This is a genomic window from Acinetobacter sp. 251-1 (assembly GCF_030329305.1).
Taxonomy (GTDB): Bacteria; Pseudomonadota; Gammaproteobacteria; order Pseudomonadales; family Moraxellaceae; genus Acinetobacter; species Acinetobacter piscicola_A.
Genome location: NZ_JACANS010000001.1, coordinates 162,465 through 174,304, shown reverse-complemented (window position 1 = coordinate 174,304; position 11,840 = coordinate 162,465). Strand labels below are relative to the sequence as shown.

Genomic DNA, 11,840 nt, shown 5'->3' with positions numbered 1-11,840 from the left:
TATTCAATATGATGAAAATGGTTGATATAGATGAATGATATGGATTTCCTGAACCAAGCTGTACAACTTGCCAAAGCAAATATTGAGCAAGGTGGTCGTCCATTTGGTGCTGTCATTGTGAAAAATGATGTTGTCGTCAGCACAGGGGTAAATCAAATTTTGACTACAGGTGATCCAACCTCACACGCAGAACTTAATGCGTTGCGTCAGGCTGCACAAAATCTAAAAAGTACATCGCTGAAAGACTGCGTGGTTTATGCGAGCGGACAACCATGTCCAATGTGTTTGGCTGCATTACGGATGGCAGGTATCGAAAAAGTTGTCTATGCCTATTCTAATACTGATGCCGAACCTTTTGGTTTATCTACAGCGAAGATTGCGGAAATTTTAAGAGATGCTCCGCATGAGCAACAAGGCTTATCTTATACTCAAAGACAAGTGAATCTGCCTTTTCATTTATATCAGCTTTGGCAAGATGCTCAAAATTAGTTGGCTTTAAAGAAAAATAAAACCCCATAAATTGTGTTTAACTTATGGGGATATAAAATAAAGGTTCTATATAACTAAATTAGGGTTTGTTAAAACCTTTTTTTAAGCCAAATGGTTTACGTTGTGAAAATTTATTTTCATCACGGTTTTGGCTGTTAAAGTTATTACTATTACGGTCGCGATTACCTTCAAAACGTGCAGGTGCAGGACGTTCAGAGCGGAAATCATTGCGATCACGGTTACCGTAACCAGCACGATCTTGACGATTGTCCTGACGGTGATGATTATGATGACCTTGCTCATCATCACTATCACGGCGTTGTTGACGTAGATAACCACCACGGCGTGCAGCCATTGGTTTGTCTTGCATACGTTCGTTACGGCGTTTTGCCATACCAAATAAACCCGTACCTTGACGCGGTTTTAACTCAACAATTTTCGCTAAGTTATCGATGTCTTGTTTATCTAATTCTACCCAACGACCTGTACGTAGCTCACGTGGTAAAATCACGGTACCATAACGTGTACGTAATAAGCGGCTGACTTTTAGACCTTGTGATTCAAAAATACGACGTACCTCACGGTTACGACCTTCTTTCACCACCACTTGATACCAACGGTTGATTCCTTCGCCACCAATTTCAGTAAATGATTCAAATTTCGCAGGACCATCATCTAAAACCACACCATTGAGCATGTTTTTACGTAATTCAGGCGTTACTTCACCCATCACACGTACAGCATATTCACGTTCAATTTCATTGGAAGGGTGCATCAATCGGTTTGCAAGTTCACCATCATTGGTAAATAACAATAGACCTGTTGAGTTAATGTCCAAACGACCAACCATAACCCAACGATCATTGGCAATTGGCGGTAGATGTTCAAATACAGTAGGTCGTGATTCAGGGTCGTTACGTGAACAAATTTCGCCTTCTGGTTTGTAATAAATCAACACGCGACGACGAATTTCATCTTCAATTTGGAACTGAACTTTACGACCATCAATGCGAAGCTCATCGGTTGGTTCGATACGTTCACCCACTTGAGCAACTTGACCGTTGACACTCACACGACCAGCAGCAATGACTTCTTCCATATAACGGCGGGAGCCTAATCCTACTCGTGCGAGTACCTTTTGCAACTTTTCACTCATGACAGCATAACCTTAGAAATAATAATCAACAGTGTACCTATTCACGACTTTGGTGCTTGCGCATCCAATGCCATAAAAGCTTCCTTGGCATCCTGTAGGGGAGGCAATTGATCTAAAGACGCTAGACCAAAAGCATTTAAAAATTGTGGCGTTGTAACTAACAACGCAGGTCTTCCTGGGAGTTCGCGAAAACCAGATTCTTTAATCCAGTTCCATTCAAATAAAGTACGGAGTAGCTGACTATTATTTGTCACTCCACGAATTTGCTCAATATCAGCTCGGGTTACGGGCTGATGATAAGCAATCACTGAAATAGTTTCTAACAGTGACGGGGATAATTTAGTTGGACGTTCAGGCCAAACTTGACTAATGATATTGCGATATTTGGCACGGACTTGAAAACGAAAGCCCTGTGCAACTTCGACCAATTCAATTGAACGACCGTGTTGTAAAACTGACAATTGCTGTAAATAATTTTGCAACTGTTGTTTCGAATATTGATTTTGAAATGCTTCTTTTAAGCGAGCAAGAGAAACAGGTGCATCACTAGCAAAAATGATGGCTTCTATTTGCATTAAAACTTCATGATGCAACTCATCAACATTGAATACATTATTTTGATCTATGGTCATGCGGCAGCTCCTTGAATTGCAAGCGGCGCATCAAGTCCACTAGAAATAATCTGTATTTTTTGTTGGCGGGTGAGTTCTAATACTGCCATAAACGTAACAACCATGCCCATACGACCTTGAGTGGGCAAAAGCAGACTTTCAAAGCTTAAAACCTGTCCAGAGGTGATCATATTTTCAATATATGCAATACGTTCCTCAAGCAAAACAGGCTCATGTTCAATCTTATGAATGACAGGCTCAGGACGATTAAAAATGCAATATAAAGCGTCACGCAGCATTTCAGCTGCATAGCCTTCATATACAGTTGCTGTTTGTCCAAGAGAAACATGGGTAGGGAAAATATCACGTTCAAACACAGGCATTTGCCCCAAACGTTCGGCAGCTTGTTTAATTCTTAAATAGGTTTCTAATCGATCAATCAACGCTTGTTTAGGGTCTTTTTCTAGCGTAACTGATTTTGGTTTTGGCAATAATAAACGAGATTTTAAATCTGCTAACAGTGCAGCCATCACCATATAATCGGCAGTGAGCTCGATATTTAAAGATTTCATGTTATCCATATAGGATAGATACTGACTTGCAATGGGTGCAATGTCTAATTGAAGTAAATCAAAACCATTTTTTTGAATCAGGTAAATCAGGAAGTCGAGTGGGCCTTCGAAATGATCAAGCAAAATTTCGAATGCAGCAGGTGGAATGTATAAATCCTCAGGGATCGAATCTTGCCACTCATCGAGTACTCGAATTTGTGGAATGCTTTCCATTGAGTTATGGACTGATTGAGTCATTACCGTTTTTAGCCACGCGAATTTTCAAAGGCATGTTAGGCGATTCGGGAGATCACTTTTCAAGAATAGGAGAGGTGAAGTGATAGTCGAATTGCATTGAATATAGAAGTGCTTATATTCTAAATTAAAATGCGATGGGAATAAATTGTTATTATGCAGAAATGTGAAAAAAACCTGAAAATAAATAGGGAATATTTTCTTGCGTGATAATGGTCAATTTTTTGTCTAACAAATAAGCGGTGTTTTACTAGAGAAAACAGCAAAAAACAGGCATATTATTCTTCATGTCTGTCTATAAATACTCAAAATGCTGAATTATCAAAAATACCAAATTAATGAATTTGGGCAAAAAATTGGTAAAACTGTAGTGCGAGAAAAGCCAAAAAAAATTCAAGAAGATATTCTAGTAGGAAACTATGTGCGCTTATTTCCTATTCACAATGACATTTTACAAACATCTGCTTTTTCAGCGCTTTGGAAAGCTATAGAAAGCGAACCAGATCACGCTTGTTGGACATATTTGCCGTACTCAACATTTAGTTTTCAAGTCCAGTTAGAACAAGCATTGAAAAAAATTTTGGTTTTACAGAGGCAAGACATTTTTTGATTGAAGTTGACGGAAAGATTTTAGGTTGGATTGCATTGATGAATGAACGTTCTGAACATGCAGTCATTGAGATTGGTAATGTATATTTTTCACATCAAATGAAACGTAGTGCTGCTGCAACTGAAACGATCTATTTATTATTAAAAGCGTGTTTTGAGCAAGGATTTAGACGTGTTGAGTGGAAATGTGATGACTTAAATGAACCCTCAAGACAAGCAGCATTACGTTTTGGCTTTCAATTTGAGGGAATTTTTCGTCAAGATCGTATTTCTAAAGGCAATAATCGTAATACGGCTTGGTTTTCGATGCTTGATGAGGAATGGCAAAGTATTCAAAAAGCTTATGAAAATTGGCTCAATCCTGAAAATTTTGATGCAAAAGGTCAGCAAAAAAAGCGTTTGCAAACTAGAGAATGATCTAGATCTTTAGATTTAAAGCATCTTAAATTTCATAACAAATAAAAGTGAGGGTAAATTTAGATCATCTTGCATAATGATATGGGCTGAAAAAGCAGGAGGCTTCCATTTGAGCCGCTTCTAAAATATTCAATTTTTTATTTGAAGACAATATTTTTTCATCCTAAATAACCTTAGTATTTGAGTGTAAACACTAAGGTTGTTCAGTGTAAATCATTGTATCTTCAGGAAAGTCTTGAATATTAGCTAAGATTAAAACGGCTCAGATCAAAACAAAGCCATAGACTTACTATTTCTTAAAACAGCTTATTCAAAAGCACTGACATCCCCCACACCACGACGGATGATTTCAGGATTTGCCCCTGATAAATCAACAATACTGGTTGTGGTTAGTGTCCCTAAACCACTGTCGATAAACACATCTATACGCTTTTCGAGCTGTTGTTCAATATCAAAAGGGTCATCCAAAGGTTGATCCTGATTCGGTAAAATCAAAGTACTAGTCAAAAGTGGCTCACCTAATTCTTTCAATAACATTTGACATACTGCATTACTAGGTACACGTAAACCAATGGTTTTCTTTTTTGTATGCATCAAACGACGAGGTACCTCACTGGTTGCGGGTAAAATATAAGTGGTTACCGCAGGGGTATTGGCTTTCAGAAGGCGATACATCGCATTGTCGACTTTGGCATAGGTGGCAATGTCAGATAAATCTGCACAGATAATGGCATATTGATGCTTTGGACCTAAGCCACGAATTTGTGCAATACGTTCCATGGCATTTTTATTCCCAATCTGACAGCCAATCGCATAAGCCGCATCGGTTGGATAGACCACCACATCTCCTGCACGAATGCGTTCTACCGCTTGGCTAATCAAACGTGGCTGAGGATTGTCAGGATGAACTCTTAAATGCAGCATATTTTTCTCTCCTGAATATTTTTCATTCATTATCACTTGCTTAAACGCACAGTTGCAATGTTACTATGTTGATTTATGTAAATTAATCAAGCATTTCACGTTGAAACTCGTGACTTTGTAATGTTTTGCCACCTCGTGTGCAAGAGCAGATACATTCTATAAATCGTTTTGCATCTCGTGGCAGTACGGTTTCTCCTGAAAAATAACACTGCACTTGGGCGAAAACACGGTCTTTAAATGTTGCGCCATCGCCACCTTCGCCGGTGAGATTGTCTAAAGACACACGAAATTTTCGTCCAAAAGCTTGAGCAAATAACCATTCAATCGCTTGTGGCTTCACTTCGACTTGTTCAAATAGTGCTTGTTGTTCAGCAGTACGACCATCAGGCGCATACCAATAACCTAAGTCGGGTAATAAGCGGCGCTGTTCGCCTGCAATCGTCCAATGGCTAATTTCATGTAGCGCACTATTAAAATAACCATGGGCAAATTGGATGCGAGCAGGGTGGTCTGCCGTCGCAGGAAAATACTCAGGTTCAAAGTCTCCACGAACAAGTTGTACATTTAAGTGGGAAAACCAAAGATTAAAGTGTAAGATAAGCCAATCGACCTGTTGAACTTCAGTTTGTAAATCACACCATTGTAAACGTTGCACAAGGCTTGATTTTTTAGAAGAAATTGAAGTTAAATCAGTGTTTAACTGTAATGAAGTGGTGACTTCAGGTTGCGGCTGCAACTGATGCATAACTTAAATTACCCAAATGATCTGTCTAAATAAGTACAAAATTGTATCTTAATCTTTGACAGAGTACCGATGAATTTGTAGAATTGCCGCCTTAATTATGTCAGCAAAAACCTTTCCGGCACAGATTGAGCCGTTTAAATGGGCTGAACAGGGCTTTACATGGTCAGGTACACTGCCATTGTCTCGCTGTGTTCGTATTGCTCGTGAAGCTGTTGGATCAATTGATAATCAATTGGTCAATATAGACTGTACACTATCAATGGATGCCTATCATCGCATCGTATGGTTAGATGGACATGCTGAAACAAAAGTTCCAATGGAATGCCAACGTTGTTTGGAGCCTGTTGAAATTGAACTTGTTTCAGATTTTCATATAGCCTTGATCGATGATGAGTCACTGATAGAGCGCTTGGATGAGGATGCTGATTACATCGTCTTAGGCGAAAGTGAAGCCACAAAACAGGGTGATTATGCAAGTAATACTCCTGCGACTGCGGATTTACTTTCTCTAATAGAAGATGAATTGATAACGTTGATGCCAATGTCTCCTAAGCATAATGCTTGTGAACATAAACATCAGCCAGTCGATCAGGACGCTGTTGAAGAAAAACGGGATAATCCGTTTGATGTTTTAGCAGGTTTAAAGGGTAAACTTAACTAATTTTTGTGTTATAATGTTTAGTTAAGACAACCGAATTGTTCTGATCCATTTTTTCGATCTTTGTAAGGAGCCATCATGGCCGTTCAGCAAAACCGTAAAAGTCGCTCTCGCCGTGACATGCGCCGTTCACATGACGCTTTAACCGAGAATGCATTAACTGTAGACCAAACTACAGGTGAAACTCATCGTCGTCACCACGTGACTAAAGATGGTTTCTACCGTGGTCGTCAATTATTCGCTAAAGCAGCTGATGCTGAATAATTGTTGATGCATTAAGCGAAAGCTTAGTGAAAAAAATTGGGAGCATTTCGCTCCCTTTTTTTTGTCTTGAATTTTTGTTGTATTTAGCAATTAATTTTTTATTTTTTTAGTGTTAAATTGCCGCATCGGAAACGAGCTAGGTATGAAGAAAGGACTTTTATATGTCTACTAAACAACTGGAGCAAGCAGCTCAAGCAACGAAAACTGCATTTTTGTTTCCTGGTCAAGGCTCACAAAAAGTAGGCATGCTTGCTGAACTTGCAGAACAGTTTACTGTAGTGACAGAAACATTTGCAGAAGCTTCAGAGGCTGTTGGTTTTGACTTATGGAATATTGCCCAAAGCGGTGAAGGTTTAAATCAAACAGAAAATACTCAGCCTGTTTTGTTAACAGCAAGTATTGCGATGTGGCGTGTATGGTTAGATTTGGGTGGTGTTGCACCTAAATACCTTGCAGGGCATTCACTCGGAGAATACAGCGCATTGGTGGCAGGAAATGCAATTTCATTGGTCGATGCTGTGAAATTGGTGCATTTACGTGGTCAATTGATGCAATCTGCTGTACCACAAGGTGCAGGTGCAATGGCTGCGATTTTGGGGCTAGAAGATGCCCAAGTGGTCGCATTGTGTCAAGCTGCTTCACAAGCAGCTGAAGGCTCAGTCGAAGCTGCAAACTACAATGCAAATGGTCAGGTGGTCATCGCAGGGTCTGCGGCATTGGTGCAAGACGTTATGGCACAAGCCAAAGAGCAATCAGGTAAAGCAATTGCACTTCCTGTATCCGTTCCTTCGCATTGTTCATTGATGAAGCCTGCGGCAGAGCAGTTCGCACAAGCTTTGGAACAAACTGCCATTGAGCTACCGACTATTCCTGTAATACAAAATGTCAACGCAGCGATTGCAAGTGATGTGACGGCTTTACGCCAAGCATTGACGGCACAATTGTATCAGTCTGTACAGTGGACGAACACCATGCAATATCTGCAAGACCAAGGTATTCAATATGTTGTTGAATGTGGTCCAGGTAATGTCTTAGCGAATCTTGCAAAACGTTTGCCGAACATTGAAAAAGCATTTCCAATTGACACGCAAAGTCGTATGGAAGATGCGCTGAATGCCATTTTAGTGGCAGAAGGAAAAATTGCATGACACAAGAACGCAAAGTCGCATTAGTGACAGGCGCAAGTAGAGGGATTGGCGCAGCCATTGCTCAGCAACTTATCTTAGACGGTTATTTTGTAGTAGGTACGGCGACTTCTGAAGCAGGCGCGACACAATTAACAGCAACATTTGCAGAAAATGGTGCAGGTGCGGTTTTAGATGTGCGCGATGGCGATGCTATTGATGCATTGGTATCAGATATTGAACAAAAATATGGTTCAGTGATGGTATTGGTGAATAATGCAGGGATTACTAAAGATAATTTGTTACTGCGTATGTCGGAAGCAGATTGGGATGATATTTTAAATATTCATTTAAAAGCGGTTTTCCGTTTGTCTAAACGTGTGCTGAAAGGCATGACTAAAGCGCGTTTTGGTCGCATTATTAATATCAGTTCTGTGGTTGCACACTTTGCAAATCCGGGGCAGGCAAACTATTCTGCTGCTAAAGCAGGTATTGAAGCATTTAGCCGTAGCCTTGCAAAAGAGATGGGTAGCCGTCAAATCACTGTAAATTGCATTGCACCAGGCTTTATTGCAACAGAAATGACTGAGCAGTTGAGTGAAGACATTCGCAAAAAAATGAGTGATCAAGTAGCGTTAAATCGTTTTGGTGAGCCACAAGACATCGCAAATGCGGTCAGTTTTTTGGCTTCGGAACGTGCAAGTTACATCACAGGTACAGTATTACACGTAAATGGTGGTTTATACATGGCTTAATGTCATGTATTAACTTTGAAAAAATTCAATATTCAATTAAACTATAGGCAATTAAACGCCGCCACAAGCAATGAGGAGAATTCCTGTGAGCGATATCGAACAACGCATTAAACAAGCTGTTGCAGAACAATTAGGTATGAAAGCTGAAGAGATCAAAAACGAAGCATCTTTCATGGATGACTTAGGTGCTGACTCTTTAGACTTAGTTGAGCTTGTAATGTCTTTCGAAAATGACTTCGACATCACGATTCCTGATGAAGATTCAAATGAAATCACAACTGTTCAATCAGCTATTGACTATGTAACTAAAAAACTTGGTTAATCTGTTGAATGCTTGATGAGTCATCATCAGCGATTAAGCCACCATTACGGTGGCTTTTTTATTTATAAATCAAAAACATTGTTTACATATCGTTACGTTTCTGTCACCAATGACAACCGATTTCAGTATATTTTTTAGTTATAAAAATGGAGTACAAATTTTTATAATCCTTGATTAAATAAAACTTAAATTTATACGGAGAAACATAATGGGTCTTTTTGATTTTGTAAAAGGTATCGGTAAAAAAAATACAGCACCTGCTGAACCACAGGCAGCACCAGCAACTCCTGCTGAACCATCTGCACAAGAAATTGCAAATAAATTATTGGGTCATATCAAAGCATTAGGCTTGCCTGTAGCGGGTTTATCTGTGACTTATAATGGTGCTTCAGATTTGGCAACCGTAAAAGGGCAAGTGCAAACTCAGGCAGACAAAGAAAAGATTATTTTGGCTGTTGGAAACATCGACCATGTTGCACAGGTAGATGATCAGTTGACCGTAGCGACCCCAGAACCGGAAAGCAAGTTTTATACAGTTAAATCTGGTGATAACTTATCTAAAATTTCGAAAGAATTTTATGGTGATGCGAATCAGTACAACAAAATTTTTGAAGCTAATCGTCCATTGTTAAAAAATGCGGATGATATTTTTCCAGGTCAAGTATTACGTATTCCTGCATAATATTTGAGTAAAAGAAAAGGCGCTAGAAAGCGCCTTTTTTTATTGATGAGAATACGGAGGCACGAGCTTACCAGCTCAACGCACCACCAGTCTGATAGTCTGTTACACGTGTTTCGAAGAAATTCTTCTCTTTACGTAAGTCCATCATTTCAGACATCCATTGGAATGGGTTATTCACACCAGTGAATTGTTCAGGTAAGCCTAATTGAGCTAAACGACGGTTTGCAATGAATTTTAAATATTCTTCCATCATTGCTGCATTCATGCCTAATACACCGCGTGGCATGGTGTCACGTGCGTATTCAATCTCAAGCATCGTACCTTCAAGAATCATTTGAATAATTTCTTCTTGGAACTCAGCTGTCCATAAGTTTGGATTTTCGATCTTGATTTGGTTGATCATGTCGATACCAAAATTCAAGTGCATAGACTCATCACGTAAGATGTATTGGAATTGCTCAGCAACACCATTCATCTTGTTACGACGACCCATCGACAAGATTTGGCTGAAACCACAGTAGAAGAAAATACCTTCAAGTACACAATAGAATGCGATCAAGTTACGAAGTAAGATTTGATCATTTTCAGGTGTGCCTGTTTTGAACGTAGGATCACTTAAAGACTGCGTATATTTCAAGCCCCAAGCTGCTTTACGCGCTACTGATGGAACTTCACGGTACATGTTGAAGACTTCGCCTTCATCCATACCTAAAGATTCGATACAGTATTGGTAAGCATGGGTATGAATTGCTTCTTCAAATGCTTGACGCAAAATGTATTGACGGCATTCTGGGTTAGTAATATGACGGTAAATCGCTAATACTAAGTTGTTTGCTACCAAAGAGTCAGCAGTCGAGAAGAAACCTAAAGAACGCATAACAATGGTACGCTCATCTTCAGTTAAGCCATTTTCAGACTTCCAAAGTGCGATGTCGTGGTTCATGTTGACTTCTTGAGGCATCCAGTGGTTTGCACATCCGTCAAGATATTTTTGCCAAGCCCATTCGTATTTGAATGGTACAAGTTGATTTAAGTCAGCACGACAGTTGATCATCGCTTTATCATCAACTTGAACACGTTGCGCACCCATTTCAAGCTCTTCTAAGCCTGGTGCAACGTCTAAGGTTTCTAGAGCGTTAGATGCTCTTGCCAATGGATCGGCTGAATTTGTTGTTCCTGCTGAATAGGTTCGAGCGGGTTGTGTAGCTGCCACAGTCGACGATGCGTGCTGTGCATCAGATACCACTTGCGAATCAGTCGTTTTTTTCGGTTCGACGGGCGCAGGCTGGTGAGCTTGTGCAGCTTGTTTCGGTTCATCATCTTCGAAATCGTCCCAACTTAGGATAGACATGGGATTCTCCTCACTTTATTTAAAAAGCAATGAACCCCATTTTGAAATAGAGTAAAGATTATAAACCTCTCTCTATTTCAAAACCATTTATTATGATTAATAAATGGTTGGGGTATTTACTCCTTTAATATGTTTAACAAATTTTGGTCAATTGGGAAAACCGCAAAACGGTCATCATTATCAACGCAATGCCTAAAGTCATTCATGATTTCATCAGAAGATTTGGTTGTATTTAATAACCATATCGACTTTTGTAATCTTTGATGTTCATATAATCCAAGAGTTTGATAAATCTTAGAATAATTTGAACGTGGTTTATTTTTTAGATCGTAACTTAGACACATATAGTGCATAGAAAGCTCCTTTAGCTTTAAGTTGAGAAAACTGAAAAACTGATTTCATTTTTAAGACTCCTAAAAACAATGTCTTAGTTTGAAATTGTGAATTAACAGTTGACTAACAACCAAAAGTGAACGAAGATTTCGTTACTTTCTTTGTCGAAAGTTGTCAGCCAACCGTATTCTCGGTTATCTGAGATTGATGGAGGGGATACGCCAATATCCCCAACATTTTTCTCAAATCCTTTCTAAATATCTAATTACTTTCTATCTTTCGTAATCTTCTACTTAGGTTTGATTTTGTATTACTACATAATCAAAAGAAGTAATTCTGTTTCTAAACTACTTATTTTGCTTACGTTTTTGTTGCTTACGAATGGCAAAGAATGCGTATGCCATTGGTACATAAAAAACTAAAAAGGCTAAGATCAGGACAATTATGCCTAACTCATAGTTATGACTTAAATGGAGCATGATCTTGGACTCTTTAGAGACCTCTCCCTAACCCTCTCCTGAGATGAGAGGGAACTTAGCACTTAAATAAATATCGCGATAAATCCCCCTCCTTTCAGGAGGGGTTAGGGGAGGT

The 11,840-nt window shown here is 39.3% G+C and carries 15 protein-coding genes and 1 pseudogene; 8 read left to right on the top strand and 8 right to left on the bottom strand.

Annotated features, from left to right (window positions below; all coding sequences use genetic code 11):
- The first annotated feature begins 30 nt into the window (after positions 1 to 30).
- Positions 31 to 489, top strand: a complete 459-nt coding sequence (locus tag HX129_RS00860) for a nucleoside deaminase (protein WP_130073959.1) — start codon at positions 31 to 33, stop codon at positions 487 to 489.
- 79 nt (positions 490 to 568) lie between these two features.
- Here the strand turns inward: HX129_RS00860 and rluB are convergent, their stop codons facing one another.
- The 3 genes from rluB to HX129_RS00845 are packed head-to-tail and all read right to left on the bottom strand — an operon-like array spanning position 569 to position 3,065.
- On the bottom strand, positions 569 to 1,645 hold the full coding sequence (rluB, locus tag HX129_RS00855) for a 23S rRNA pseudouridine(2605) synthase RluB (RefSeq protein ID WP_130073958.1): 1,077 nt from the start codon (positions 1,643 to 1,645) through the stop codon (positions 569 to 571).
- A 41-nt stretch (positions 1,646 to 1,686) separates the two neighbouring features.
- A complete protein-coding gene (gene scpB / locus HX129_RS00850) occupies positions 1,687 to 2,277 on the bottom strand; it encodes an SMC-Scp complex subunit ScpB (protein WP_286433164.1) in 591 nt (196 codons plus the stop codon).
- Positions 2,274 to 3,065 (bottom strand): segregation and condensation protein A, encoded by a 792-nt coding sequence (locus tag HX129_RS00845; RefSeq protein WP_286433163.1) that lies wholly within the window; start codon positions 3,063 to 3,065, stop codon positions 2,274 to 2,276. Before HX129_RS00845 ends, scpB begins: the two co-directional genes overlap by 4 nt.
- 307 nt (positions 3,066 to 3,372) lie before the next feature.
- On the opposite strand from HX129_RS00845, the pseudogene HX129_RS00840 reads away from it, so the two are divergent.
- Positions 3,373 to 4,088, top strand: a pseudogene (locus HX129_RS00840) (GNAT family N-acetyltransferase).
- A 306-nt stretch (positions 4,089 to 4,394) separates the two neighbouring features.
- Here the strand turns inward: HX129_RS00840 and HX129_RS00835 are convergent.
- Both HX129_RS00835 and HX129_RS00830 read right to left on the bottom strand, forming a co-directional pair.
- The gene (locus HX129_RS00835; protein WP_286433162.1) at positions 4,395 to 5,012 is read right to left on the bottom strand and encodes an L-threonylcarbamoyladenylate synthase; all 618 of its coding nucleotides are present in this window, start codon (positions 5,010 to 5,012) and stop codon (positions 4,395 to 4,397) included.
- Positions 5,013 to 5,094: 82 nt separating this feature from the next.
- On the bottom strand, positions 5,095 to 5,757 hold the full coding sequence (locus HX129_RS00830; protein WP_130073953.1) for an elongation factor P hydroxylase: 663 nt from the start codon (positions 5,755 to 5,757) through the stop codon (positions 5,095 to 5,097).
- A gap of 97 nt (positions 5,758 to 5,854) precedes the next feature.
- Here HX129_RS00830 and HX129_RS00825 point away from each other — a divergent pair, with 97 nt between their 5' ends.
- The 6 genes from HX129_RS00825 (at position 5,855) to lysM (ending at position 9,562) form a co-directional block, all read left to right on the top strand.
- Positions 5,855 to 6,418, top strand: coding sequence for a YceD family protein (locus HX129_RS00825; RefSeq protein ID WP_180045893.1), 564 nt, complete (start codon positions 5,855 to 5,857; stop codon positions 6,416 to 6,418).
- Positions 6,419 to 6,493: 75 nt separating this feature from the next.
- Positions 6,494 to 6,679 (top strand): 50S ribosomal protein L32, encoded by a 186-nt coding sequence (gene rpmF, locus HX129_RS00820; RefSeq protein WP_004723964.1) that lies wholly within the window; start codon positions 6,494 to 6,496, stop codon positions 6,677 to 6,679.
- A gap of 161 nt (positions 6,680 to 6,840) precedes the next feature.
- Positions 6,841 to 7,827, top strand: coding sequence for an ACP S-malonyltransferase (gene fabD, locus HX129_RS00815; protein WP_180045891.1), 987 nt, complete (start codon positions 6,841 to 6,843; stop codon positions 7,825 to 7,827).
- Positions 7,824 to 8,558: a 3-oxoacyl-ACP reductase FabG gene (fabG, locus tag HX129_RS00810; protein WP_286433161.1), complete on the top strand. Its 735-nt coding sequence runs from the start codon at positions 7,824 to 7,826 to the stop codon at positions 8,556 to 8,558. Before fabD ends, fabG begins: the two co-directional genes overlap by 4 nt.
- A gap of 85 nt (positions 8,559 to 8,643) precedes the next feature.
- Complete coding sequence (acpP, locus tag HX129_RS00805) at positions 8,644 to 8,880, top strand: acyl carrier protein (protein ID WP_065994154.1); 237 nt, start codon at positions 8,644 to 8,646, stop codon at positions 8,878 to 8,880.
- 208 nt (positions 8,881 to 9,088) lie between these two features.
- Positions 9,089 to 9,562: a peptidoglycan-binding protein LysM gene (gene lysM, locus HX129_RS00800; protein ID WP_130073949.1), complete on the top strand. Its 474-nt coding sequence runs from the start codon at positions 9,089 to 9,091 to the stop codon at positions 9,560 to 9,562.
- 67 nt (positions 9,563 to 9,629) lie between these two features.
- On the opposite strand, the gene HX129_RS00795 is transcribed toward lysM, so the two are convergent.
- From HX129_RS00795 to HX129_RS00785, 3 genes are all read right to left on the bottom strand, one after another.
- On the bottom strand, positions 9,630 to 10,913 hold the full coding sequence (locus HX129_RS00795) for a ribonucleotide-diphosphate reductase subunit beta (RefSeq protein WP_130073939.1): 1,284 nt from the start codon (positions 10,911 to 10,913) through the stop codon (positions 9,630 to 9,632).
- A gap of 116 nt (positions 10,914 to 11,029) precedes the next feature.
- Positions 11,030 to 11,257, bottom strand: a complete 228-nt coding sequence (locus HX129_RS00790; RefSeq protein WP_286435957.1) for a CRISPR-associated protein Cas2 — start codon at positions 11,255 to 11,257, stop codon at positions 11,030 to 11,032.
- 336 nt (positions 11,258 to 11,593) lie between these two features.
- On the bottom strand, positions 11,594 to 11,725 hold the full coding sequence (locus HX129_RS00785) for a preprotein translocase subunit YajC (protein ID WP_130073938.1): 132 nt from the start codon (positions 11,723 to 11,725) through the stop codon (positions 11,594 to 11,596).
- Positions 11,726 to 11,840: the final 115 nt, after the last annotated feature.

What these genes read in the sequence shown, in the direction of transcription:
- HX129_RS00860 (WP_130073959.1), top strand. Translation starts at nt 31, where the DNA reads ATGAATGATATGGATTTCCTGAACCAAGCTGTACAACTTGCCAAAGCA.
- rluB (WP_130073958.1), bottom strand. Translation starts at nt 1,645, where the DNA reads ATGAGTGAAAAGTTGCAAAAGGTACTCGCACGAGTAGGATTAGGCTCC.
- scpB (WP_286433164.1), bottom strand. Translation starts at nt 2,277, where the DNA reads ATGACCATAGATCAAAATAATGTATTCAATGTTGATGAGTTGCATCAT.
- HX129_RS00845 (WP_286433163.1), bottom strand. Translation starts at nt 3,065, where the DNA reads ATGACTCAATCAGTCCATAACTCAATGGAAAGCATTCCACAAATTCGA.
- HX129_RS00835 (WP_286433162.1), bottom strand. Translation starts at nt 5,012, where the DNA reads ATGCTGCATTTAAGAGTTCATCCTGACAATCCTCAGCCACGTTTGATT.
- HX129_RS00830 (WP_130073953.1), bottom strand. Translation starts at nt 5,757, where the DNA reads ATGCATCAGTTGCAGCCGCAACCTGAAGTCACCACTTCATTACAGTTA.
- HX129_RS00825 (WP_180045893.1), top strand. Translation starts at nt 5,855, where the DNA reads ATGTCAGCAAAAACCTTTCCGGCACAGATTGAGCCGTTTAAATGGGCT.
- rpmF (WP_004723964.1), top strand. Translation starts at nt 6,494, where the DNA reads ATGGCCGTTCAGCAAAACCGTAAAAGTCGCTCTCGCCGTGACATGCGC.
- fabD (WP_180045891.1), top strand. Translation starts at nt 6,841, where the DNA reads ATGTCTACTAAACAACTGGAGCAAGCAGCTCAAGCAACGAAAACTGCA.
- fabG (WP_286433161.1), top strand. Translation starts at nt 7,824, where the DNA reads ATGACACAAGAACGCAAAGTCGCATTAGTGACAGGCGCAAGTAGAGGG.
- lysM (WP_130073949.1), top strand. Translation starts at nt 9,089, where the DNA reads ATGGGTCTTTTTGATTTTGTAAAAGGTATCGGTAAAAAAAATACAGCA.
- HX129_RS00795 (WP_130073939.1), bottom strand. Translation starts at nt 10,913, where the DNA reads ATGTCTATCCTAAGTTGGGACGATTTCGAAGATGATGAACCGAAACAA.
- HX129_RS00790 (WP_286435957.1), bottom strand. Translation starts at nt 11,257, where the DNA reads ATGTGTCTAAGTTACGATCTAAAAAATAAACCACGTTCAAATTATTCT.
- HX129_RS00785 (WP_130073938.1), bottom strand. Translation starts at nt 11,725, where the DNA reads ATGCTCCATTTAAGTCATAACTATGAGTTAGGCATAATTGTCCTGATC.